This window comes from Amycolatopsis sp. A1MSW2902 (assembly GCF_017312175.1).
Lineage (GTDB): Bacteria > Actinomycetota > Actinomycetes > Mycobacteriales > Pseudonocardiaceae > Amycolatopsis > Amycolatopsis nivea.
This window is the reverse complement of record NZ_QJPO01000001.1, coordinates 8373592-8395195: the sequence shown is the minus strand read 5'-3', so window position 1 is coordinate 8395195 and position 21604 is coordinate 8373592. Positions and strand designations below refer to the sequence as shown.

At 68.3% G+C, this 21604-nt stretch carries 24 protein-coding genes and 1 tRNA gene; 13 read left to right on the top strand and 12 right to left on the bottom strand.

The genetic code is table 11. The features are described 5' to 3' along the window. Nucleotides 1-2 precede the first annotated feature (2 nt). A complete protein-coding gene (locus tag DMP23_RS39435) occupies nt 3-773 on the top strand; it encodes an alpha/beta fold hydrolase (RefSeq protein ID WP_337824029.1) in 771 nt (256 codons plus the stop codon). Here DMP23_RS39435 and DMP23_RS39430 read toward each other — a convergent pair. Both DMP23_RS39430 and DMP23_RS39425 read right to left on the bottom strand, forming a co-directional pair. Continuing rightward, entirely contained in the window at nt 770-1501 is a 732-nt protein-coding gene (locus DMP23_RS39430; protein WP_337824028.1) for an SDR family NAD(P)-dependent oxidoreductase, read from the bottom strand. The two genes, DMP23_RS39435 and DMP23_RS39430, sit on opposite strands and share 4 nt — an antisense overlap. Next, nucleotides 1498-1815 carry a hypothetical protein gene (locus DMP23_RS39425; RefSeq protein ID WP_134665135.1) on the bottom strand — a complete coding sequence of 106 codons (318 nt, stop codon included), beginning with the start codon at nt 1813-1815 and terminating at the stop codon, nt 1498-1500. The genes DMP23_RS39430 and DMP23_RS39425 overlap by 4 nt, the downstream gene beginning before the upstream one ends. 70 nt (nt 1816-1885) lie before the next feature. Here DMP23_RS39425 and DMP23_RS39420 point away from each other — a divergent pair, with 70 nt between their 5' ends. The 3 genes from DMP23_RS39420 (at nt 1886) to DMP23_RS39410 (ending at nt 4533) form a co-directional block, all read left to right on the top strand. Next, nucleotides 1886-2719, top strand: a complete 834-nt coding sequence (locus DMP23_RS39420; RefSeq protein ID WP_037811154.1) for a LysR family transcriptional regulator — start codon at nt 1886-1888, stop codon at nt 2717-2719. A 197-nt stretch (nt 2720-2916) separates the two neighbouring features. Then, nucleotides 2917-3456: a helix-turn-helix domain-containing protein gene (locus DMP23_RS39415; protein WP_205670053.1), complete on the top strand. Its 540-nt coding sequence runs from the start codon at nt 2917-2919 to the stop codon at nt 3454-3456. A 189-nt stretch (nt 3457-3645) separates the two neighbouring features. Beyond that, nucleotides 3646-4533 carry a carbohydrate-binding protein gene (locus tag DMP23_RS39410; RefSeq protein WP_337824027.1) on the top strand — a complete coding sequence of 296 codons (888 nt, stop codon included), beginning with the start codon at nt 3646-3648 and terminating at the stop codon, nt 4531-4533. Here the strand turns inward: DMP23_RS39410 and DMP23_RS39405 are convergent. Together DMP23_RS39405 and DMP23_RS39400 are read right to left on the bottom strand one after the other, a co-directional pair. Then, on the bottom strand, nt 4530-5486 hold the full coding sequence (locus DMP23_RS39405; RefSeq protein ID WP_337824026.1) for a LysR family transcriptional regulator: 957 nt from the start codon (nt 5484-5486) through the stop codon (nt 4530-4532). The genes DMP23_RS39410 and DMP23_RS39405 overlap by 4 nt on opposite strands. Nucleotides 5487-5545: 59 nt before the next feature. Further along, a complete protein-coding gene (locus tag DMP23_RS39400) occupies nt 5546-6694 on the bottom strand; it encodes an MFS transporter (protein ID WP_337824025.1) in 1149 nt (382 codons plus the stop codon). An 80-nt stretch (nt 6695-6774) separates the two neighbouring features. Here DMP23_RS39400 and DMP23_RS39395 point away from each other — a divergent pair, with 80 nt between their 5' ends. The 4 genes from DMP23_RS39395 (at nt 6775) to DMP23_RS39380 (ending at nt 11812) form a co-directional block, all read left to right on the top strand. Continuing rightward, nucleotides 6775-7197, top strand: a complete 423-nt coding sequence (locus DMP23_RS39395) for a MarR family winged helix-turn-helix transcriptional regulator (protein WP_037811147.1) — start codon at nt 6775-6777, stop codon at nt 7195-7197. Nucleotides 7198-7301: 104 nt separating this feature from the next. Next, on the top strand, nt 7302-9062 hold the full coding sequence (locus tag DMP23_RS39390; protein ID WP_337824024.1) for a chitinase: 1761 nt from the start codon (nt 7302-7304) through the stop codon (nt 9060-9062). Between the two features lie 163 nt (nt 9063-9225). Further along, complete coding sequence (locus DMP23_RS39385) at nt 9226-10275, top strand: amidohydrolase family protein (protein ID WP_337824023.1); 1050 nt, start codon at nt 9226-9228, stop codon at nt 10273-10275. 64 nt (nt 10276-10339) lie between these two features. After that, nucleotides 10340-11812 carry an aldehyde dehydrogenase family protein gene (locus tag DMP23_RS39380; protein WP_337824022.1) on the top strand — a complete coding sequence of 491 codons (1473 nt, stop codon included), beginning with the start codon at nt 10340-10342 and terminating at the stop codon, nt 11810-11812. Between the two features lie 21 nt (nt 11813-11833). On the opposite strand, the gene DMP23_RS39375 is transcribed toward DMP23_RS39380, so the two are convergent. Beyond that, nucleotides 11834-12757 carry a LysR family transcriptional regulator gene (locus DMP23_RS39375; RefSeq protein ID WP_337824021.1) on the bottom strand — a complete coding sequence of 308 codons (924 nt, stop codon included), beginning with the start codon at nt 12755-12757 and terminating at the stop codon, nt 11834-11836. Nucleotides 12758-12901: 144 nt separating this feature from the next. Between DMP23_RS39375 and DMP23_RS39370 the strand changes: the two genes are divergently transcribed. After that, a complete protein-coding gene (locus DMP23_RS39370; protein ID WP_337824020.1) occupies nt 12902-13864 on the top strand; it encodes an amidohydrolase family protein in 963 nt (320 codons plus the stop codon). A gap of 146 nt (nt 13865-14010) precedes the next feature. Here the strand turns inward: DMP23_RS39370 and DMP23_RS39365 are convergent. The 5 genes from DMP23_RS39365 to DMP23_RS39345 all read right to left on the bottom strand — a co-directional run bounded on the left by DMP23_RS39365 (nt 14011) and on the right by DMP23_RS39345 (nt 18058). Then, nucleotides 14011-14083: transfer RNA gene (locus DMP23_RS39365), tRNA-Ala, on the bottom strand. Nucleotides 14084-14157: 74 nt separating this feature from the next. Further along, nucleotides 14158-14976 carry a divisome protein SepX/GlpR gene (sepX, locus tag DMP23_RS39360; protein ID WP_337824019.1) on the bottom strand — a complete coding sequence of 273 codons (819 nt, stop codon included), beginning with the start codon at nt 14974-14976 and terminating at the stop codon, nt 14158-14160. A 161-nt stretch (nt 14977-15137) separates the two neighbouring features. Next, nucleotides 15138-15797 (bottom strand): GNAT family N-acetyltransferase, encoded by a 660-nt coding sequence (locus tag DMP23_RS39355; RefSeq protein ID WP_337824018.1) that lies wholly within the window; start codon nt 15795-15797, stop codon nt 15138-15140. Between the two features lie 3 nt (nt 15798-15800). Next, entirely contained in the window at nt 15801-17156 is a 1356-nt protein-coding gene (glp, locus tag DMP23_RS39350) for a molybdotransferase-like divisome protein Glp (protein WP_337824017.1), read from the bottom strand. Continuing rightward, nucleotides 17153-18058 carry a UTP--glucose-1-phosphate uridylyltransferase gene (locus DMP23_RS39345; RefSeq protein WP_043830782.1) on the bottom strand — a complete coding sequence of 302 codons (906 nt, stop codon included), beginning with the start codon at nt 18056-18058 and terminating at the stop codon, nt 17153-17155. The genes glp and DMP23_RS39345 overlap by 4 nt, the downstream gene beginning before the upstream one ends. Nucleotides 18059-18082: 24 nt before the next feature. On the opposite strand from DMP23_RS39345, the gene DMP23_RS39340 reads away from it, so the two are divergent. From DMP23_RS39340 to mscL, 4 genes are all read left to right on the top strand, one after another. Further along, nucleotides 18083-18682 (top strand): 5-formyltetrahydrofolate cyclo-ligase, encoded by a 600-nt coding sequence (locus DMP23_RS39340; RefSeq protein ID WP_337824016.1) that lies wholly within the window; start codon nt 18083-18085, stop codon nt 18680-18682. 484 nt (nt 18683-19166) lie between these two features. After that, nucleotides 19167-19496 (top strand): FmdB family zinc ribbon protein, encoded by a 330-nt coding sequence (locus tag DMP23_RS39335; protein ID WP_078870386.1) that lies wholly within the window; start codon nt 19167-19169, stop codon nt 19494-19496. Between the two features lie 129 nt (nt 19497-19625). Next, nucleotides 19626-20285 carry an SAF domain-containing protein gene (locus tag DMP23_RS39330; RefSeq protein WP_235146677.1) on the top strand — a complete coding sequence of 220 codons (660 nt, stop codon included), beginning with the start codon at nt 19626-19628 and terminating at the stop codon, nt 20283-20285. A 74-nt stretch (nt 20286-20359) separates the two neighbouring features. Further along, nucleotides 20360-20779 carry a large-conductance mechanosensitive channel protein MscL gene (gene mscL / locus DMP23_RS39325; RefSeq protein WP_037811136.1) on the top strand — a complete coding sequence of 140 codons (420 nt, stop codon included), beginning with the start codon at nt 20360-20362 and terminating at the stop codon, nt 20777-20779. Between the two features lie 4 nt (nt 20780-20783). Here the strand turns inward: mscL and DMP23_RS39320 are convergent, their stop codons facing one another. Both DMP23_RS39320 and DMP23_RS39315 read right to left on the bottom strand, forming a co-directional pair. Further along, the gene (locus DMP23_RS39320; protein ID WP_162836035.1) at nt 20784-20957 is read right to left on the bottom strand and encodes a hypothetical protein; all 174 of its coding nucleotides are present in this window, start codon (nt 20955-20957) and stop codon (nt 20784-20786) included. A 64-nt stretch (nt 20958-21021) separates the two neighbouring features. Then, nucleotides 21022-21522 carry a MogA/MoaB family molybdenum cofactor biosynthesis protein gene (locus DMP23_RS39315; protein ID WP_009083558.1) on the bottom strand — a complete coding sequence of 167 codons (501 nt, stop codon included), beginning with the start codon at nt 21520-21522 and terminating at the stop codon, nt 21022-21024. Between the last annotated feature and the right edge of the window lie 82 nt (nt 21523-21604).

Below are 21604 nucleotides of genomic sequence, written 5' to 3'. Positions count from 1 at the left end.
CCGTGAATCACGAAACCACCCGCCCGGACGGCACGAGAATCCATTACACCGCAACCGGTTCCGCCGACGGGCCCGCACTGACGCTCATCCACGGCTGGGGCTGCGACCGCGGGGACTTCGACGCGATCGTCAAGCACCTCCCGCCCGAGATCCGCGTGCTGGCCGTCGACCTCGCCGAACACGGCGACTCACGGTCGTCTCGCGACACGTGGACCATCGAGGAATTTGCTCGCGACGTAGCCGCTGTGCTGGCCGCCGAGTCAGTCGAATCCACTGTCGTAGCCGGGCATTCGCTTGGCGGAGCGGTCGCGGTCGAGACCGCCCGGCTGCTTCCGGACACGGTCACCCGGGTGCTCGCGCTCGATGCGTTGCACTACTTGGGCTTGTTCCCCGCACAGAGCGAGGAAGACGTCCAAGCGTTGCTGCAGCCGTTCCGCGAGGACTTCACCGGAGCGATGCGAGGAATGGTCGAAGCCGGTTCGCCAGAAGGCACCGATCCGTCCTTAGTGGACTCATATGTCAAGAAGATGGGCTCCGTACGTCAGCCCGCCGGTCTGCACGCGCTCGAAGGCCTCGCACGCTGGGACATGGACGCGGCGCTGCGCGAGATCGCCCCGCCGGTCGTGCTGTACGCCGTGCGCTCGATCATCGCCAAGGAGGCGATCGACCGCTATGGCGACCGGATCCGGATCGAACTGGTCGACCTCGGCAGCCATCACTTCCCCGTCGAATCCCCCGCGGAAACCGCCAAGCTCCTGGCCGACGAACTCTAGGCCCGTCGCCCGCCATCGACCGACAACGTCGTGCCGGTGACGTACGACGCGGCGTCCGAACAAAGCCAGACCACGGCCGCGGCGGCTTCTTCCGGAGTCGCCAGCCTGCCGAGCGGAGTGATCGCTTCCTGCCGGGCGATCATGCCGGGGTCGCCAGCCCACTTGTCGAACCCCGGCGTCCGCGTCGGCCCCGGGCACACCGCGTTGACGCGGATGCCGTGCGCCGCGTAGTCGACCGCCGCGACCTTGGTCAGGCCCACAATCCCGTGCTTCGACGCGACGTAAGCCGGCGCGTTCGGGATCGCGTACAACCCGCCGTTGGACGCGACGTTCACGATCGCGCCGCCCTTCAGGTGCGGCAGCTCGTACTTCATGCAGAGAAAGGTCCCGGACAGATTCACCTGCACGACGCGCTCGAACTCGGCGAGAGTCAGCTGGTCGACGCGCTTGTGCGACGACAACCCGGCGTTGTTCACCGCGAAGTCGAGCCCGCCGTACGCCTCGACCGTCTGCTTCACCCCGGCCTGCACTGAAGACTCGTCGCCGATGTCAACCTGGACCGCCAGCGCTTCCCCACCGTCCTTCTTGATCAACTCGACGGTTTCCGCCGCGGCCGCCGCGTCGATGTCCAGCACGGCCACCGCTGCCCCGGTGCGCGCGAACTCGATCGCCGCCGCGCGGCCGATCCCGCTGCCCGCCCCGGTGACGAGCCCGCGTCGCCGGTTCACGACAGCGACTCGTGGTTCGCCCAGGCCACGCGGTACGAATGCCGCGCCTGCCACTTCTCGATCACCTCGTGCAGTTCAGGTGCGGTGAAGCTCTTGGCCAGCGTGTCGAGGTCGGCGAGGGTGACCTGGACGATCGCCGTCGCGATCAGCGCCGGGATGGCGTCTTCCCCGGGGATCGGCAGGTGGCGGCGAGTTTCGACCGACTCGGCGAACCCGGTCGCCAGCATGGCCTGTTCGATATCGCTGAGGTACTGATCCAGCTCGCCGTCGGGTAGCGGCTGGTCGAACGAAACAATCATCGTGTGCGTGATCATGCTTCAAGTTTTGCCCGGGTTCCGGCTGGACGTCCAAGACCGATTCGCTATTTGGCGATAACCTGGAGGCATGGCTGAACTGGAGACGCGCGAACTCGAGTACTTCCTGGCAGTCGCCAGCGAGCTGCACTTCGGGCGGGCCGCGGTACGGCTGTCGATCGCCCAGCCGGCGCTCTCGAAGGCGATCCAACGCATCGAAACCCGGCTCGGCGTGCAGTTGTTCGCCCGCTCGAGCCGCCACGTCGAACTGACCGCGGCCGGCGAGGCACTCCAGGAACACGGACGGCACGCGCTCAACGCGGTCAGCGCCGCCGCCCGCAACGCCCGCCGCGCCGGTGAAAGCCACCTGCGCCTGGTGCTCAAACCGGGCGGCGACGCCGGACTGCTGTCCGGAATCCTCGCCGAATACTCCCACCATCCCGACGCCCACCAGGTCGACATCCTCTTCAGCGGCCCCGCCGACCGCGCCGACTTCCTCCTCAGCGGCCGCGCGGACGTCGGCCTCCTGTTCGTCCCGTTCGACGACCTGACCGGGCTTGCCCACGAAACCCTGCACGCCGAGGACCGCGTGGCCATCGTCCCCAGCACGCACCGGCTGGCTCAGCAGCCGTCGGTCCGGCTGTCCGATTTGGACGGAGAAACGCTGCCGTCGTGGAAAGGCGTGCCCGGCGTCGAGGGAACCGGCCCGGAGGTGGCTGACGTGGTCCAGCTGCTGCACCTCATCTCGCTGGAACGGATGGTCGGCGTACTGCCGCGGTCGCTCGTCGACCAGGTCCCGCCGGGCGTGGTCTGCGTGCCGATCGCGGACGCTCCGCCCAGCCAGCTGGTGCTCGCGTGGAACGAGCAGGACCGGCGGCCGCAGGTGGCTTCGTTCGTGAACGCGGCGCTGGATTCGGTCCGTTGACCCGCAGTTGAAGACCAGGCGCGCCGCCCCGAACACCGCAACCCCCACGACCGCGGGTGCGGGGACGGCTGCCTGCCCGGTCACCCGCACTACGCTAGGGCGACCGAACCGGCGAAACATCCGTCCGCGGTCGATCGCGGGTAGCCGTTGGTCTAATTGCGTTCAATCCCGCGGCCAGGAATGTCATGCTGGGTTGCGTGGAGGACATCATCGCAGCGGTCGGACCCCGGCTCCGCCACTTCCGGCGGCAACGCAACCGCACCCTGGACGAACTGTCGAACGCGACCGGCATCTCGATCAGCACCCTCTCCCGTCTCGAATCCGGCCAGCGCAAGGCCACCCTCGAACTGCTGCTGCCGATCGCCCGGGCGCACCGGGTCCCGCTGGACGAACTGGTCGGCACCGCCCCGCTGCAGCCGGTCACGCGCAGCGACCGGACCGTCGTGCCGCTCACCCAGCAGCCCGGGCAGTTCCAGTCGCTCAAGATGATCTTCGACGCCGCCCAGTGCGAACCCGATCCGCGCACGCATCCCGGCCACGAGTGGTTCTGCGTGCTCAGCGGCAAGGGCAGGCTCGTGCTCGGCGACCACGACGTCGTCCTCAAAGCTGGCGAGGTCGCCGAATTCGACACCCGGATCCCGCATTGGTTCGGCAGCACCGGCGAGGGCCCGGTCGAAATCCTCAGCATGTTCGGCAAGCAGGGCGAGCGCATCCGCGTCCGCGCCAAGACCCGCTGATTGCTCCACTTGGCGGTATAACCCCGGGCGTACGGGAAAACCTATGCCCGCGCTGAGCTGCGTTTATCGGAACACACCGTCGAAAGTCGGTGCCTAGCACCAAAAATCCCGACTTAATATCCGTGTCCCGCGGACGGACACCCTTTTCCCTCCGCGCGTTTCCTTCGCCCACGACGAGGAGATGCATCGATGCGGAAACTCTTTGCCCTGCTCACTTCCGCCCTGGCGGCCGCGGCCGTCGTCGCCGGCAGCCCGCCGGTTTCCGCGGCAACGGGCAGCGGGGTGGTGCCCGGGCTGACCGGTGCCGCCGCGAAAGCCGCCGCCGGGACCGCCGCGGACAAATTCCTCAAGCTGCGCCGCGAAAAAGCCGGCCGCTCCGTCAAACCGCGGATCGACGCGCAGCAGCACACTTTCTGGGGTCCCGAACCGCAATTGTCCAGCGGCGCGGACGGAATTCTCGTCACGCACAGTGTCGTCCCGGACCTGCGACTCTCGAACAGCGCGGACGTCGTCTACGCCCCGACGGTCAAGCCCACCGGCCATTCCTGTATCGAGGTTGTCACCGCGTACGGACTCGACCAAGGCGGTCAGGTCTGGGCTTGGGACTGGTGCGGAACGGTCGGCCCGGCGAAGGTAGTCCCGCTGGACAGCTCGTTCCTCTCCAACTACACATCCACAGTGGACGGACACCCGGCGTTCACCGTCCAGGAAGTCCAGACCGACGCGAGCGCCAACAGCTGGACGGCTTCGCTCTACAACGTGAAGACCGGCAAGTGGGACGACCTGTTCTCGCAAAGCGGCAGCGACCAGAGCACCCTCAACGAGGGCTGGGACATCTTCGAGCTGTACTCGACCGTCGACCCGTCGACCGGCCAGGCTTACTACTGCTCGGACGCCAAGGGCAAGGTCTTCGAATCCAGCCAGCTGCAGTTGCGCATCGGCGGCCAGTGGACCCCGGCGACGGAGTCGAACTCGCCCTTGCAGCCGACCGCCAACCCGAACCCTAGCGACTACAGCTGTTCGTCGCTGAACTTCGAGGTGCCGACGCCGAACAGCAACTGGCGCGTCACCGTCTAGGCCCCGGCCGGCAGGAGTGCGTGCCACCAGCGGTCGAACGCGGCACTGCACCCCTGCCGGTTGGCGTAATCACGGGCCACCTTCTGAGATATCTCGCCGGCCCGGTCCGCGACCACCGTGCCTGCCCGGTAACACAACCGCAGCTCCTGCCACAGCGGCGCGTCCTCGATCGCCCGCACGACGATCCCGTCCTGCCGGTCCTCCCGAGTCGCCAACGCCGGCGCGACCGCCATGCCCTCGCGCACCAGATCCAGCAAAGTAGCCAGACACTGCGGCCGATGCGGCTGATCCAGCACGACCCCGCGTTGTCGGCAGACCTCCTGCAAGTACGCCGACCACCGGGTCGTCCACGGCGGATCGTCCGCCCAGGGATACCCGGCGAGCTCCGCCAGCGGTATCTCCGCGCGAGAGGCCAGCGGATGCGCTTCGGCCAGAATCACGAAAACCGGCTCCCGCGCCTGCACGACGACACTCTCGACGCCGTCCGGAACAATCCGATCCGGAAGCGGCGCAAGGTAAACCAATGCGAGATCAAGGTCCCCGTCCGCGAGCGCCGCCAACGTCCGGGCCTCGTCCTGCTCCTCGTGCACCCGGACCGCGGGACACCACGGCTGATCCCGCAACCACCTCGCCAACGCGAGATGCAGAAACCCGCTGTACCCGCCGAGGCGAACCGCCCCAGCCGCTTCCCGCCGCGCCCCAGCCCGCTCGGTCAACGCCGACATCCCCGCCAGCACCGCCCGCGCGTCCGCGACGACGTCCTCCCCGAGCGCGGTCGGCACACATCCCGTCGGCGAGCGCGCGAACAAACTCCCGCCGACCGACCTTTCGACCCGCCGCAGCAATCCGGACAACGCCGGTTGAGAAACGTGCAACGCCTTGGCCGCGCGAACGAGACTGTGCGCGTCGGCGATGGCCACGAGCGCGCGCAGGTGGCGCAGTTCCAGCTCCATGACTCCTCCGGCCGCAACCCCTCTCGCCTGGCCACTGTAACGCCGAAGATCGTGGGGAATTACCGACGCGAGTCGGTACTCAGTCGCTCCCGGCGCAGCGCGTACAGCGCGATGCCGAGGCCAACCACGGTGAGGAGAGCGGCCAGCAGATAAATCGACTGCGGCGCACGGGCGATCACCTGCCCGCCCAGCAACCCCGCGACCGCGGCGGCCAGCTGGAACCCGGACGCGTTGACCGCTACCGCCAGCGTCGGAGCGCTGCTGCCCGCGGCGATCACCCGCGCCTGCATTCCCGGGACGATCCCGAAGGCAAGCATCCCGAGCACGAACACCAACCCGATCATCACCGGTTTGACCGGGCTGCCCAGCCACGCCGCTGCCAGCGCGACCACCAGGGCAGCCAGCATCCAGGCCAGCGACGGCAGCAGCGCCCGGTCCGCCCACCGCCCGCCGAGGTAGTTGCCCGCGACCGCGCCGATTCCGTAAAGAACCAGCAGCACCGGAAGCAGCTCGCTGCTGAATCCACTGACGTCGGTGAGCAATGGCGCGATATACGTAAAAACGGTCACCACGCCCACGTTGCCGAGCACGGTCAGGCCGATCGCCTGCCAGACGTTGCGATCAGCCAGTACCCGCAACTCCCCGCGCACCGACCCGGTCGCGGGCTGGGCCGGAACGAACCGCAGCACGAGCAACAACGCGATCCCACTGACCACGGCCACCGCCCCGAACGTCGCCCGCCAGCCAAGATGATGGCCGAGAACCGTGCCGAGCGGACTGCCCGCGACGATGCCCAGGTTCAGCCCCATGGTCACCTTTGCGATGGTCGAAACCGCCTTTCCCGGCGGAGCCATGGACACGACAGTCGCGATCGCGACCGCGAAGAACGTCGCCACCACCAGCCCGGCGACGAACCGCGACACCACCGCGAGCGCGTAGCCCGGAGCGAACGCCGACCCCAGATTGCCGGCCATGGACACCACGATCAGCCCAGCGATGAGCGGCTTGCGCGCCACCCGCGCGGTAGCCAGCGTGACCAGCGGCCCGCCGACGATCATCCCGATCGCGTAGGCGGTGACGAGCAGCCCGGCCGACCCGACCGAGACCGACAGTCCGGCGGCGACGTCGGGCAGGATGCCGGCGATCACGAACTCGCCGGTGGTGAGGCTGAAGACAACGAGCAGCAAGGAAAACACCGAGAGCGGCACGACACCCCACAGTAGTTCTAGTTCGAATGATTCGAACTAGAACTATCACAGCTCGAATCAGTTCCGCTAGACTCGGGCGCATGGCAGGGACTCCGGGCGTGGACCGCGACGTGTGCAAACTGGTCCACCACCTCGCGCACACACTGGACGTCCACGTGCGTCGCGTGGCGGAGCAGATGGGCCTGACGCCAAGCCAGGTGATCGCGTTGCGCGAGCTGTCCGAGCCGATCACCGCTCGTGAACTGGCCGCCCGAATGGTGTGCGAAGCGTCGAACGCCACCTTCGTCCTGGACCGGCTCGAAGAGCAGGACCTCATCCAGCGTCAGCCACACCCCGCGGACCGCCGGGCCAAGCAGATCGTGCTGACCCCGGCAGGCAAACGCCGCCGCACCGAAGCACTGCGCCACCTGGACGCGCGCTCCCCGCTGACGCCGCTCAGCCCGGCCCAGCAGGAATCCCTGCACGAACTGCTCCGCGCACTGATGCCGGACAGCACGGCCTAGTTCACCGGAAAGCCGACTTTCGTCGCCCCAATAGGTCTGGACAACTCCGCGAGTGGTCTAGACAATATGTGCTCAGGGGGTCGCATCGGACCGGAGGAACCGCAATGAAGCGTGCTCGTTTCCTCGTCGCGCTCCTGCTAGCCGCAGCCGGACTGGTCGTCGGCGGGCCAGCGCAGGCGGCGAACCTGCTCGCCAACCCCGGTTTCGAAGCCGGTTCGACCTCCGGCTGGACCTGCCCCGCAGGCGCGGCCGTGAAGACGCCAGTGCACTCGGGCAGCTACGCCCTAGCCGTCACCCCCGGTGCCTCTGACCAGGGCCAATGCACCCAAACAGTCTCCGTGCGCCCGAACACGACCTACACGGTTTCCGCCTGGGTCCAAGGCTCCCCGGTCTACCTGGGCGTCACCGGCGGCTCCTCCACCTGGACGAACGCCTCCGCGTACAGCCAGCTCTCACTGTCCTTCACCACCACCGCGAACCAGACGTCCGCCGAGCTGTACCTGCACGGCTGGTACGGCGCCGGCACGTACTACGCCGACGACGTAGTCCTCGACGGCCCAGACGGCGACACACCGGGTGCCCCCGGCGTCCCAGGCACGCCAACCGTCGGCACCGTCACCAACACGTCAATCGCCCTGAACTGGACCGCGGCCGCAGGCACCGTGACCGGCTACCGCGTCTACGAAGACAACACCCTGCGCGCCACCGTCACCGGAACCACCACGACGCTCTCCGGCCTGCCCCCTTGCACCTCGCACAGCTACTCGATCACCTCCTACAACGACAAGGCCGAATCCGCCCACACCCCAGCGGTTTCCGCCACGACCGGCGGCTGCACCAGCACCGGCCTGCCCAAACACGCACTGATCGGCTACGTCCACGCAAGCTTCGCGAACGGCTCGGGCTACCTGAAACTCGCCGACGTCCCCGCCGCGTGGGACATCATCGACCTGGCCTTCGCCGAACCCACGTCGGTAACTTCCGGCGACATCCGCTTCAACCGCTGCTCGGTTACCGAATGCCCCGGGGTAGAAAGCGACGCAGACTTCATCGCGGCGATCCGCGCGAAGCAGGCACAAGGCAAGAAGGTCCTGATCTCGATCGGCGGCCAAAACGGCGAAGTCCAGCTCACCACCACCGCCGCCCGCGACAACTTCGTCAACTCAGTCGCGGCGATCATCGACAAATACGGCCTCGACGGTCTGGACGTCGACTTCGAAAGCCAGTCCCTGTCCCTGAACTCGGGCGACACGGACTTCCACAACCCGACCACCCCGGTGATCGTCAACCTGATCTCGGCCCTGAAAACGTTGAAAGCCCGCTACGGAGCCAAATTCGTCCTGACGATGGCCCCCGAAACGTTCTTCGTCCAGGTGGGCTACCAGTTCTACGGAGGCGCAGGCGGCGGCGACAGCCGAACCGGCGCGTACCTGCCGGTGATCTACGCCTTGCGCGACTCACTGACGGTGCTGCATGTCCAGGACTACAACTCCGGCCCAGTCATGGGATTGGACAACCAGTACCACACCATGGGCGGCGCGGACTTCCTGATCGCGATGACCGACATGCTGAAGTCCGGCTTCAAGGTCGCGAACACCGGCCAGACCTTCCCGGGCCTCCGAGAAGACCAAATCGCCGTCGGCCTGCCCGCGGCTGTCAGTGCAGGAAACGGATACGTCTCCCCGGCGGAAGTCCAAACCGCCGTGACCTGCCTGGCCCACGGGACTGGCTGCGGGTCGTACACCTTGCGCGGTGGACCGTCGCCAGCGCTGCGGGGGTTGATGACTTGGTCGGTGAACTGGGATCGGTACTACGGCTGGGCTTTCCAGAACGCACACCGACCGTTCTTGGACGGTCTTGGCTGAGCCGTCGGCCAGGGGATCCGGTCTCGGACAGCGCGCCATCGCACTGATCTATACCGCCTATCGTGAAAATTGGCTTCCTTTACCGCGGGTGGAACGCCGAGCATTGACTGCGTGACAGTGCAATGGTGAAAGGCGCTCCATGCCCGGCGAGGTAAGCAGTTCCGTGTTTCCGACCGTGGACGTGCATGCGCACGCCTGGCTGCCGGAAGTCGAAGCGCTCGTGCGGAATCGTCCGGGATACGCGGCGTATGCGGATCTGGAAGAGCTGCGCGCGGGCCGGGAATCGAGCGCGGTGAGCAAGCGTCGTTTCGCTGAGCGGCGGGAGCGGCTGATCGATCCGCGCACCCGGATCGAGGTGATGACCGAGACCCAGGTTGAGGTTCAGGTCGTCTCGGTCTCGCCAACGCAATACCATTCCTGGGCGGATTCCGCGCTGGCGTGGGAGCTGGCCCAGGCCACCAACGAAGGCATCCGTACGCACTGCGCGGTCTATCCGGACCGGTTATGCGGTCTGGGAGTGGCTCCGCTGCGGCATCCCGAGGTCGCCGTGGCCGCCTTGGAGCACGCTGTGCGCAGCGGACTGCGCGGTGTCGAGATTTCCTCCCACGCACCGGATCAGCCGGACGGGACGATCGAGCTGTCCGATCCCAGGCTGGACCCGCTGTGGAAACGCGCCGAAGAGCTCGAAGCCGTCGTCTTCGTTCACCCCTGGGGTTGCACCCTCGACGCGCGCTTGGACCGTTGGTATCTGTCGAATTCCGTCGGGCAACTGGTGGAGCACGCGGTCGCTGTGTCGCACTTGATCTTCGGCGGTGTGCTGGATCGGTTTCCCCGGCTGCGTCTGCTTATCGCACATGGCGGCGGATATCTGCCAGCTTGTCTCGGGCGCAATGACCACGCCTGGCTCAACCGTCCCGAAGCCAGCGGATGTCGTGAGTTGCCGAGCACGTACCTGCGCCGGATGTGGTTCGACTCGCTGGTGTACACCCCGGAGTCGCTGCACGCCCTGATCCGTGCGGCAGGCCCCACCCAGCTCGTGCTCGGCTCCGATTATCCATTCGACATGGGCGTCGACGACCCCGTGCGGCGGGTCGACGAGGCGGTGTCCGACCCCGTCGTCGCCGCGGCCATCAGAGGTAGGAACGCGGCGAACCTCAACCTGCTGCCGCGTTCCGCCGCGTCGCCCGGAAACCCTGCGCCCGGCCACCGGTGACCGGTGGGCAATCACCCGTTGGACAAAGGAGGATTTCGTGTCCATGACATTTGGACCCGGTCAGGTGCTGCGCACCCGGTGGTCGTCGGAGGACGACGCTGATCAGTTCACTGTGGACAATCCGGCCACCGGGAAGCCGGTCGCGGTGATCCAGGGCGCCGGTGTGCACCAGGTGGATCAGGCGGTCCGTGCCGCGGATGAGGCGCAGGGCGCGTGGAAAGCCCGCACACCACGGGAGCGCGGGCGATGGCTCTGGAAAATCGCCCAGGCGGTGCGCGAGCATGGCGACGAGATCGCCGCGCTGGAGTCCAGCGACAATGGCAAGCCGGTGTCCCAGGCGCGCGGGTTCGACGTGGAAGCCGCTGTCGCGATCTTCGAACTGTTCGCCAGTCTCTGTGAAGCCATGCCCAACCAGGTGCGCGACGCGGGCAGCATTCTGGACGTCACCGTGCTGGAACCCTATGGCGTCATCGGTGCCATCGTGCCGTTCAACTGGCCGCCGCTGCACGCCGCCGGCAAGCTCGCCCCCGCGCTCGCGGCAGGAAACGCCGTGGTCATCAAGCCGCCAGAGCAGGCGCCGCTGTCAGTGCTGCGCGTCGTGGAACTGGCGCAGTCCGTACTTCCGGACGACGTCGTGCACGTCGTCCCAGGCACCGGCAAGATCGGTGCCGCATTGGCCGGACACAAGCTGGTCGGCAAGATCTCCTTCACTGGAGCTCCCGCCACCGGGACCGCAGTGATCAAGACGGCGGCGGACAATCTGACGCCCACTCTGATGGAACTCGGCGGCAAGAACGCACTGGTGCTCTTCGACGACGCCGACCTGGATTCGGCGCTGCCCTGGGCCGTGGAGGGTGGCTTTTTCAACCAGGGCGAAGCCTGCACCGCTGCGTCCCGTGTCCTCGTGCATGCCGATCTCTACGACGAGGTCTCCCGACGTTACGCCGCCGCTGTGAAACGGCTGAAAGTCGGCAATGGCGCCGACGCGGGCACCCACGTGGGTCCAATGGTGACACCGGCACAGCGCCAGCGGGTGCTGGACTACCTCGACATCGGTGTGGCCGAAGGCGCGACGATCGCGGCACAGGCGGCGCTGCCCACCGATCCAGGCCTGGCGGACGGGTTTTACGCACCGCCGACCCTGTTCACCGGCGTGACCCCGGACATGCGCATCGCCAAGGAGGAGATCTTCGGCCCGGTCGTGTGCTTGATCCCGTTCCGCGACGAGGCGGAAGCGATCACCATTGCCAACGGCACGGACTTCGGCCTGGTGGCCGGGGTCTTCACCCGTGATTCCGAGCGCGCTCTGCGGGTCAGCCGGGCGATCCGCGCGGGCATGGTGTTCGTCAACCACTACCACCGCGCGTTCACCGGGACCCCGTTCGGCGGGGTGGGCGCCAGCGGCTACGGCCGCGAACACGCTCTGGAAACGCTGCACGAGTTCGGCTACAGCAAGAGCCTCCGGCTGCCCTCCGGCACCGCGGAGATCCCGCGCTGGGCACCGTCCCTGGAAGTCATCGACGCGAACGATTCCTGATTCGCCGCCCGGCAGTCACGTTCAGGTGATCAGGGCGCTCGCCTCCGCGAGGAGGCCACGCAACCAGGCATGACCGGAATCCGGATCGTGCATCGGATGCCACCAGAACGCCTCGACGATGGGTACCGCGTCGAATGGGCAAGGCAGAATCCGCACCCCCGCCGCCTCGGCCATCCCGGCGGCGAGCTTGCGTTGCATCAGCGCGAGACCACCGCTACGGCGAACAAGTTGCAACATAGGCAGGAAGGACTCCGCGGTCGCGCACACGCGGGGCGTCACGCCGAGAAGTTCCATCTGACGCCACGCCGGCGTCCGCCCCAACGGGTCGCCGAAGGTGGTGACCCAGGGCAGGCGGCGCAGATCGTCCATGGTCAGCCGGTCTCCGACTTCCTGGTTGCCGGCAGCGACGACGCAGACCCACTGGTCCTGGAACAGATCCATCGACTGCGGCAGATCGATGTACCCGTGGGGCATGAAAACGCCGTCCACGGTCCGGTAGAAATCCGGGTCCCGGCTCAGCGCTTCCGGGGTCACCGCCTCGAAGCGAACCCCCGCGCCGGGCGCCCGCTTTTCCAGCAATCCCACCAGATACGCACCGGCGACGCTGATTCCGTAGTCCGAGGAAACAATGGTGAAAACCCGGCTGGAATTCGCCGGATCGAATTCCGGCTCCGCCGAGAACACTCGCTCGACCGCGGCCACGGCCACACTGACCAGCGGCCGCAACTGCTCCGCGAACGGGGTGAGCTGGTAGTGATTCCCGACCCGGGTCAGCAGATCATCGGAGAAATGGCGGCGCAACCGGGCCAGCGCGACCGACAACGTCGGCTGGGTACGGCCCAGACGGTGTGCCGCACCGGTGACCGTGCGCTCGGTCAGCAGCGCATGCAATGCGTGCAGGAGATTGTTGTCCAGGCTGTGCAGCTCAGCCGACTCAGAAACCACGATGAACTCCGACGGGCGACGGTGCGTTATCGCTTCACTCTATACTCCACATGGAGAGTATTTGCTTCCTTTGTTGTGAATGAGGGCGGACCATCGATCCCGTGGCCAGTGAGCCACCTCCAAGGCAAAGGATTACTCGTGGCGATGTCCGATTTGATCGATGTGCACGCGCATTTCACCCCGCCCACCACCCCCGAAGAACGGGAAGCACGATGGCGGTCGATGCGGGAGGCGCAATTCCTCGCGCCAGCGCCTTACCACTGGACTGTGGACGGGGCGTTGGACTACATGGATCGCGCCGGCGTCACGATGCAGTTCCTCAGCAACATCCCGAAGACGCCGGACGCCCTTCGCGCGTCTAACGACTACGGCGCGTCCCTCGTGTCGGATCACCCGACGAGGTTCGGTCTGCTCGCCGCACTGCCCACCGACGACCCGCCCGCCGCACTCGCCGAAATCGAGCGCGCCTCCCGCGACCTGTCGGCGGACGGATTCGCAGTGACCTGCGACTACAACGGCATCTCCCTCGGCGACGCAAGCCTGGAACCAGTGTGGGCCGAACTCGATCGCCGGCGCGCGACCGTGTTCGCCCACCCGGACGCCTACGCTCCCGCGTCCCTGGGCCGTCCGAGCCCGCTGCTGGAAGTCGCCTTCGAAACCGCGCGCACCATCGTCGACATGCTCTACGCGGGCATCTTCCGCAGATTCCCGAACATGCGGCTGATCGTCGCCCACTGCGGCGGCGCGCTGCCCGCCCTGTCCGGACGGCTGCGACTGCTGGGCACGGAAGCCTGGGTGCCGAACCTGAACCAGCTCGACCCCCGCGAGATCCGGGAGCACCTTGCCGGCCTGTATCTGGACACCGCCGCCACCGGCACCGCGCACTCTCTCGCCGCGGCTCTGGCCATGACCACCCCAGACCACATCGTCTATGGCTCCGACAGCGGTGTGCCGTGCAGCACGGAGGCAACGCTGGAAGCCAACAGACATGCCCTGGCGCACTTCGACGGACTGCCGCGCGATCAACTCGAAGCCATCGGCGGCAACGCGCTACGCCTATTCCCCGAAGCCGCCGCCCGACTCGGTCGGCAGGTTACGCCCGCCTGATCAGACTCCGTGCACCCGAACACGGCGGAGACCGTATTGCTACTGCAGCACTGACGAATAGGGAGGCGAAAGGCGCTGCCGTACTTTGCTGTACGGGCACGAAAAAGGCCCTTCCCGGTTACCCGGAAAGGGCCTTTGACTTGCTGTGGAGCTGAGGGGAATCGAACCCCTGACCTTCTCGATGCGAACGAGACGCGCTACCAACTGCGCTACAGCCCCTCAGGAGCGTGAGCCCCTGTTGTTCAGTGCTTGGAGAGCTTAGCAGCGCCCTCCAGGCACCGAACAACGGGGGGTCACTCTCCGACCGCCCGGCGGTACGGGCCCGCGGTGGGCTCGGCGAGTTCCTCGAAAGCCGGGTCTTCGTCGTCCAGGTCGACCACGACCGCCTGCCGGCGGATGCGGGACATCGGGGACGGTTTGCGCTCCACGATGTCGCGCGGCACCTCGGGTGCGACGACCTCGACGTCCTCCTCTTCCTCCTCCTCGAAGGAGTCGTACGCCTCGTAGGCAGGAGCGGGAGCCGTCGTCGCGTAGCGGGCCATCCGGCGCTGCCGGATCTCGTTCTCTATGCGGACCTGTCGGCGGAGGTACACGAGGTAGCCGACGAGGGCGACGTCCACCGCGGCGTGCGCCCACCACGCGAGCGAGATGGCGAATCCGGCGATCGCGGCCGTGACGACGGCGGCGATCAGCAGGATCACGACCACCCGCTGACGGAACGCGTACTTCGCCTTGGCCGCGATCTCCGCTGCCTCCGGGTCGAAGCCACCCCGGCCGGGCCGGTAGCTGCGGCGTTCGCGGCGCGGTTCGGCGGCCCGTTCCGCGCGCGAAGGCTGCGGAAGCGGCTCCGGTTCGGGTTCGGGCTCGGCGTCCAGGTCAGCGTCGAGTTCCGCCTCGAGTTCGGCGAGGTCATCCTCCACCGAAGGATTCGCATGGTCGGACATGGCGTCGTCCTCCTGTCCCTCGTTGCGAGCACTGCCCCTTCGCACTACCCGGGCGGCCAGCGCGGAGGTTGGCGTCCGCGCGACTTGCTGGCGTTTGCGAGCCACCATGGGCACGAGAACGACGAGCCATGCCGCGGCGAGCGCGACGATGATCACCGAACTGGGCATCTCCCGTCACCTCCCCCGATCCTCTGCTGTAGTCACGCTAGCCACAACAGTCACACAGGAGGCGCAGACTCGCCGGGTTCGATCACGAAAATGCATCACCGCATTAGGTGAATCTCACATGATGTGGTAACGCGTGATCGCACTGGGACGCGTAGTCACCGTCAGGCCAGCTCGGCGCGTCCGGACGCCACCAGCCGGGACACCAGGCCGTTGCCGGTCTCCTCTTTCGTCACGGCGAAACACAGGTGGTCACGCCAGGCGCCTGCGACATCGAGGTACCGCTCGAACAGCCCTTCCTGCCGATATCCGGCCTTGGTGAGCACGCGGATGCTGGCGTTGTTCTCCGGCCGCACGGTCGCTTCGAGCCGGTGCAGGCCGGCGACATCGAAAGCGTGATCTGTCACGAGCGCGGCGGCCGCGGTGGCCACGCCTCCCCGGACGATCTCGGACGACACCCAATACCCGATCCAGGCCGACCGGAGTGCGGCGCGGATCACATTACCGACAGTGATCTGCCCCGCGAACTTTCCGTCAACCGTGATCGTGAACGGCAGGCACTGCCCGCGCCGCGCGAGCCCGCGCAGCGCCGCCCACTGCGACGGCCACGACCAGAACGCGTTGCGGTCCGCCCACGGCCCGATCCCGGTCGGCTCCCACTCCTCGAGGTGCTCGCGGTCGCGCAGCCGGACGCGGCTCCACTCGCCGGCGTCGCGCAACCGCACCGGGCGCACGGCGAGCACGCCTGCCGGGATCCGCAGAGGGCCGAGCGTGGCGGGCCAGCCGGGGTGCCGGTTTTCGACCGAGTCGGCGAGTGCGGCCACGGATCAGGCGCGCTGGGCGAGGAAGGTGACCTTGACCTGGTCGCCCGCGGCCACCTCGGTGAGATCCTCCTCGACGGTGATGAGGCAGTTGGCCTCGGCCAGCGACGCGAGCAGGTGCGCACCCGACGTCCCGAGCGGCTGCACCAGGTACTCGCCGTTCGCCTCGTCGCGCAGCAGCTGGCCGCGCAGGTAGCCGCGGCGGCCCTTCGTCGAGGTGATCGACGAAAGCAGCCTCGCGCCGACCACCCGGCGGTGCGGGTTGCGCGTGCCGCGCGCGGTGCGGATCAGCGGCCGTACCAGCACCTCGAACACCACGAGCGCGCTCATCGGATTGCCCGGGATGAGGAAGGTCGGCACCGAGTCCGGGCCGAGCCTGCCGAAGCCCTGCACCGAGCCGGGGTGCATCGCGACCCTCGTCAGGTCGATGTGCCCGAGGTCGGACAGCGCGGCGTGCACCTCGTCGCCGGAAGACCCGCCTGCCCCTCCCGCGACGACCACGATCTCGGACATCAGCAGCCGTCCTTCGACGACCTCGCGCAGCCGTTTCGGGTCGCCCGGCACGATGCCGACCCGGCTCACCTCGGCACCCGCGTCGCGCGCAGCCGCAGCAAGCGCGTACGAGTTGACGTCGTAGACCTGGCCGACCGACGGCGTGCGGTCGATGTCCACGAGCTCGTCGCCGACCGACACGATCGAGACCCGCGGCCGGGGGTAGACCAGCACCTTCGCGCGGCCGACCGCGGCCAGCAGCCCGACCTGCGCGGAGCCGATGGTGTCGCCCTTGCGCACCGCGACGTCGCCGATCTGCACGTCCTCGCCGGTCCGGCGCACGTAGCCGGCCGACGGCACGGACCGGGTGATGGTGACCTTGGCCTGGTGGCCGTCGGTGTAAGCGGTCGGGACGACGGCGTCCGCGAGCGTGGGCAGCGGCGCGCCGGTGTCGACCCGCACCGCCTGGCCCGGCTGCAGCCGTCGCGGCTGACGCGAGCCAGCCGGGATCTCGCCGACGACCGGCAGCTGGACCGGTTCCTGTCCGGCGGTCTGCACGTCGACGCTCCGGACCGCGTAGCCGTCGATCGCTGCCTGGTCGAACCCGGGCAGCGCGTGCTCGGCGACGACCTCCTCAGCGCAGAGCAGACCCTGCGCTTCGGAGATCGCGACGCGAACCGGACGCGGGCGCACGGCGGCGTCGAGGGTCAGCGCGATCTGCTCGTCGACCGAGCGGAAATCACCGGTCTCGGCGGATTCTTCCGTCGAGGCAACGATTTCCGCCGATTCCGCCGCGGCGACGGCCTGAACCGTCGGTTCGGGCACGTCTTCGGTCGGGACGGCAGGGGTGGAATCGAGGGAGTCCGTCATGGGCGATCGTTTCCGATCCGTTCGGTCAGCCAGGTGCGCAGCGACGGCCCGTAATCCGGGTCCTCGAGCGCGAAATCGACGGCGGCGCGCAGGAATCCGCCCGGGTTGCCCAGGTCGTGCCGCCCGCCGCGGTGGACGACGATGTGCACGGGGTGCCCCTCCTGGATCAGCAGCGCGACGGCGTCGGTGAGCTGAAGCTCGCCGCCCGCACCGGGCTCGATCCGGCGCAGCGCGTCGAAAATCGCCCGGTCGAGCAGGTACCGCCCAGCCGCGGCGTAGGTCGACGGCGCGTCCTCCGGCTTGGGCTTCTCGACCATGCCGTGGACCTGCTTGACGTCCGGGTCGTCGGTGTCGGTGACGTCGAAGACGCCGTACGGGGAGATCTGCTCCTTCGGGATGTCGAAGGCGCAAAGCACGCTTCCGCCGTACTGGGCGCGGACGGCCGACATCCGGTCGAGGACCCCGGCGGGCAACACGAGGTCATCGGGCAGGAGAACGGCGACAGCGGTGTCCTCGTCGGTGAGGTTCGGCTCGGCCTGCGCGACCGCGTGCCCGAGCCCGAGTGCCTGCTCCTGGATCGCGACCTCGACGTCCAGCAACTCCGGCCCGCGGCGGACCTTCGCCAGCAGCTCGGTCTTGCCCTTGTCCTCGAGCGTCTTCTCCAGGTCCGGCTTCGCCTCGAAGTACCGGACGACAGCTTCCTTGTCCGGCGAGGTGACGATCACCAGCCGCTTCGCCCCCGCACTCGCCGCTTCGCTCGCGACGATCTCGATCCCCGGCGTGTCGACCACTGGCAGCAGCTCTTTGGGCACCGCTTTCGTGGTCGGCAGGAATCGCGTGCCGAGGCCTGCGGCAGGCACGATGGCGGTTCTGAAGGTCTGGGTGGTTGAGGCGCCCGTCATGGGCGCAAAGCCTAACCTGGTCTCATGCACGAGCCGGGCAATGAGACCCCGAGCAAGGCGGAGTGGCGGACACGAATCCTTCGCGCCCGCGCCGAACTGCCCCCCGAAGCCCATGCCCGCGAGGCAGCCGCCCTGGCGACCGCGGCGTCGTCGATCCACGTGGAAACGGTGTGCGCGTACCTCCCTTTCGGCACCGAGCCCGGTCAAATCTCCCTGGTGAATGCCCTGGCCGCGACGGGCGCGCGCGTCCTGCTGCCCGTCATCCCGGACACGCCGGGCCCGCTTGACTGGTCCGAGTACACCGGCCCGGACGCCCTGATCCCCGGACGCCTCCGCGGCGTCCTCGAACCCTCCGGCCCACGCCTGGGCACCGCCGCGGTGGCGTCGGCGCAGGTGCTGCTGATCCCAGCCCTGGCCGTCGACCGCCACGGCACCCGCCTCGGCCGCGGAGCGGGCTACTACGACCGCACCCTGACCGCCGCGCCCGACACCGCCCGCGTGGCCGTGGTGCGCGCAGAGGAAGTCGTCGACCGCCTCCCGGCCGAACCCCACGACGTGCCCATGACCGCCGTCCTGACGCCCTCCGGGCTCATCCAGCTGCCAACGGCTGCCGCTGCCAGGTGAGACACGGCCGCTCGGCGCGGCTCGGCTCGGCGGGACGCAGCGCGGGTTCAGCGCGACACGGCTCCGCTCGGCGCCTCAGCGCGACAGGGCTCGGCTCAGCTCCACGCGACGCCGCTCAAGGGCTCAACGGCGCGACGGCTCCACGCGACGCGGCACAGCTCGGCTCGACGGCTCCGCGCGGGGCGGCCCGCTCGGCGCGGCCCGCTCGGCGGCTCCACGCGGCACGACGCGGCGACGCAGCTCGGCGCGGCGACGCGGCACGGCGCGGCTCGGCCTGCCTCGGCTCGAAGGTGGTCAAGACCACTCAATCGGCCAGCCGTGTCCGTTACCGCCGCCGCCCAGGACGCCCTGACCAGCACTAACCCGCCACCACCCCTTCCTCGCCCGCACTGTGAGCAAGGGGTAATTGCGCTGAGGGAATGCTGTCCAGCACAATTGGGTTAGCACTCTTGTAGGTCGAGTGCCAGTGCATGAAGGAGCTTCAGTGCCCACGTACCAGTACGCCTGCAAGGAATGTGACCACCGCTTCGAGGCGGTGCAGTCCTTCTCCGACCCCAGCCTGACCGTCTGCCCGCAGTGCTCCGGCGCACTGCGCAAGGTCTTCAGTTCGGTCGGCGTGGTCTTCAAGGGCAGCGGGTTCTACCGCACGGATTCGCGTGATTCGAGCAAGTCGAGCACCTCCGCGACCCCGGCCAAGACCGAGAGCGCCAAGTCCGACTCGTCGTCCACCACCTCCTCTTCGTCGACGTCTTCTTCGTCCTCGAACACATCCTCCACGACGAGCACGACAAAAACGGCTTCCACGCCCTCCTGACCCCCGAGTTATCCACAAGGGGCCAGTTGTCCACAGGTTCGCGAATCGGCTCTTCCGGCCGGTTCGCGACGTCCTTAACGTCGGATTCGTGCGGCATCCCGCCGCACCGGAACCGACGAGGGGACAACCGTGAACACCTTGCTCAGCCGCCTTCCCGCGCTGCCTGATGTCCGTCTGCCGCGCGGGCGGCGAGCCCGGATGCTCCGCCGGTGTCTCGCGGCGGCCCTGCTCTTGGCCGGCCTGCTCGTCCTGTTTCTCCCGCCCTCCGCACGGGGCGCACCCGCCACCTCGACGGTGGTCTCCGCACGCGACCTGCCCGCGGGCTCAGTCCTGCGCGCTGCGGACGTGCGGACCGTGGCGCTGCCCGACAACCTCCGCCCGTCCGGCGCGCTCTCGGCGACCGACACGGCGGTGGGCCGGCTTCTGTCCGGCGCGGCGCGAGCCGGCGAGCCCATCACCGACGTCCGGCTTCTGGGCAACAACCTCCCCGTAACGGGTGAACCCGGCGCGGTCACCGTGGCCGTCCGGCTCGCGGACGCGGCCGTCGCCGAGTTGCTTCAGCCGGGCCAGCGCGTTGACGTCGTCGCGGGCGCGGATACCACAAATTCCGCGTCTGTGCTGGCCAGAGGGGCTTCGGTGGTCACCGTCCGGCGTTCCGACGACACCGGGAACCGCACTTTGGGCCCGCCGCAGAAGGGTCCGCTGGTGCTGCTCGCGCTGCCGGCGCAGGTTGCCACGCAGGTCGCTGCTTCCTCGCTCGAACGACCGGTAACGGTTACTCTCCGCTAACCCGACCCTGTTCCGACGGGCGACGGCTGTCTGAAGACGGCCAGACGCCCGTCCCGAATCCCCTGGGAGCAGCAGTGCTGAAAGGTTTCAAGGACTTCCTGATGCGCGGCAACGTCGTCGACCTCGCGGTCGCCGTCGTGATCGGCGCCGCGTTCACCGCGATCGTCACCGCGTTCACCAACGGCCTGATCAAGCCGCTGATCAGCGCGATCGGCGGTTCCGACGCGGCGCAGGGGCTCGGTTTCCGGATCCTCAAGGCAAACGGCGCGACCTTCATGGACTTCGGCGGCGTGATCAACGCGGCGATCAACTTCGTGATCGTGGCGGCGATCGTCTACTTCCTGGTCGTCCTGCCGGTGAAGCACCTGCAGGAGCGGCGGAAGCGCGGCCAGGAGCCCGGTCCCGCCGAGCCCACCGACGTCGAGCTGCTCATCGAAATCCGCGACCTGCTGCGCGCGCAGCAGGGCAACGGCCCCTCCAGCCGCGACAGCTGAGGGGTCACCGATCGTGATGCGGGGGCCGGTTCTCGAGATACCACGAATCCGGAGTGGTCTCCGGGCCCCGGCCCCGCTCATCGGACGTGGTCTCCGGCAGGACGTCGCCGAAGATCTCGTCGACCCGGCGGCGGCGCTGGGCCTCGTCTGTGCGGGGACGTCGTTCCTCGTGCGGCATGGGTCCATCGTCCCACCTGTTGTTTGACAAGTGCAGAGAGACATCCGCCGCGAAACGGCCGGGCTCAGACCTCTTCGAGGCCGGAAAGCTCGTCGATCACGTGCGGGACCAGCGAGGAGAGGGTCGCCATGCCGTCGCGCACAGCCGCGCGCGAGCCGGCCAGGTTGACCACCAGCGTGCTGCCCGAAACGCCGGCCAGGCCGCGGGAGATCCCGGCGTCGACCGCGCCCGCGGCCAGCCCCGAGGCGCGCAGAGCCTCGCCGATGCCCGGGATCGGGCGGTCGAGGACCCCGGCGGTCGCGTCCGGCGTGCGGTCGCGCGGCGACACTCCGGTGCCACCGACCGTGATCACCAGGTCAGCCCCGCCGATCACCGCCGTGTTGAGCGCGTTGCGGATGCCCGCGGTCTCGGCCTCGACCACCACGACGCCGTCGACGATGAACCCGGCCTCCTCGAGCAGCTCGGTGACGAGCGGCCCCGAGGTGTCCTCGTGCTCCCCGTGCGCGACCCGGTCGTCCACAATCACCACGAGTGCCCGGCCAAGCCGCTGTGCGCTCCGTTCCATGCCGACACCGTATCCGGTTCGGGGCCCGCTTCGCCGCCACGGGCCCGGTGATTTCTGACGATTCGGTGACGTGGTCCCCGCA

Bases quoted from the DNA above. Each gene is read 5' to 3' on its own strand.
- DMP23_RS39425 (WP_134665135.1), bottom strand. From the start codon at position 1,815: ATGATCACGCACACGATGATTGTTTCGTTCGACCAGCCGCTACCCGAC.
- DMP23_RS39420 (WP_037811154.1), top strand. From the start codon at position 1,886: ATGGCTGAACTGGAGACGCGCGAACTCGAGTACTTCCTGGCAGTCGCC.
- DMP23_RS39410 (WP_337824027.1), top strand. From the start codon at position 3,646: ATGCGGAAACTCTTTGCCCTGCTCACTTCCGCCCTGGCGGCCGCGGCC.
- DMP23_RS39405 (WP_337824026.1), bottom strand. From the start codon at position 5,486: ATGGAGCTGGAACTGCGCCACCTGCGCGCGCTCGTGGCCATCGCCGAC.
- DMP23_RS39395 (WP_037811147.1), top strand. From the start codon at position 6,775: ATGGCAGGGACTCCGGGCGTGGACCGCGACGTGTGCAAACTGGTCCAC.
- DMP23_RS39390 (WP_337824024.1), top strand. From the start codon at position 7,302: ATGAAGCGTGCTCGTTTCCTCGTCGCGCTCCTGCTAGCCGCAGCCGGA.
- DMP23_RS39370 (WP_337824020.1), top strand. From the start codon at position 12,902: ATGTCCGATTTGATCGATGTGCACGCGCATTTCACCCCGCCCACCACC.
- sepX (WP_337824019.1), bottom strand. From the start codon at position 14,976: ATGCCCAGTTCGGTGATCATCGTCGCGCTCGCCGCGGCATGGCTCGTC.
- glp (WP_337824017.1), bottom strand. From the start codon at position 17,156: ATGACGGACTCCCTCGATTCCACCCCTGCCGTCCCGACCGAAGACGTG.
- DMP23_RS39345 (WP_043830782.1), bottom strand. From the start codon at position 18,058: ATGACGGGCGCCTCAACCACCCAGACCTTCAGAACCGCCATCGTGCCT.
- DMP23_RS39340 (WP_337824016.1), top strand. From the start codon at position 18,083: ATGCACGAGCCGGGCAATGAGACCCCGAGCAAGGCGGAGTGGCGGACA.
- DMP23_RS39320 (WP_162836035.1), bottom strand. From the start codon at position 20,957: ATGCCGCACGAGGAACGACGTCCCCGCACAGACGAGGCCCAGCGCCGC.
- DMP23_RS39315 (WP_009083558.1), bottom strand. From the start codon at position 21,522: ATGGAACGGAGCGCACAGCGGCTTGGCCGGGCACTCGTGGTGATTGTG.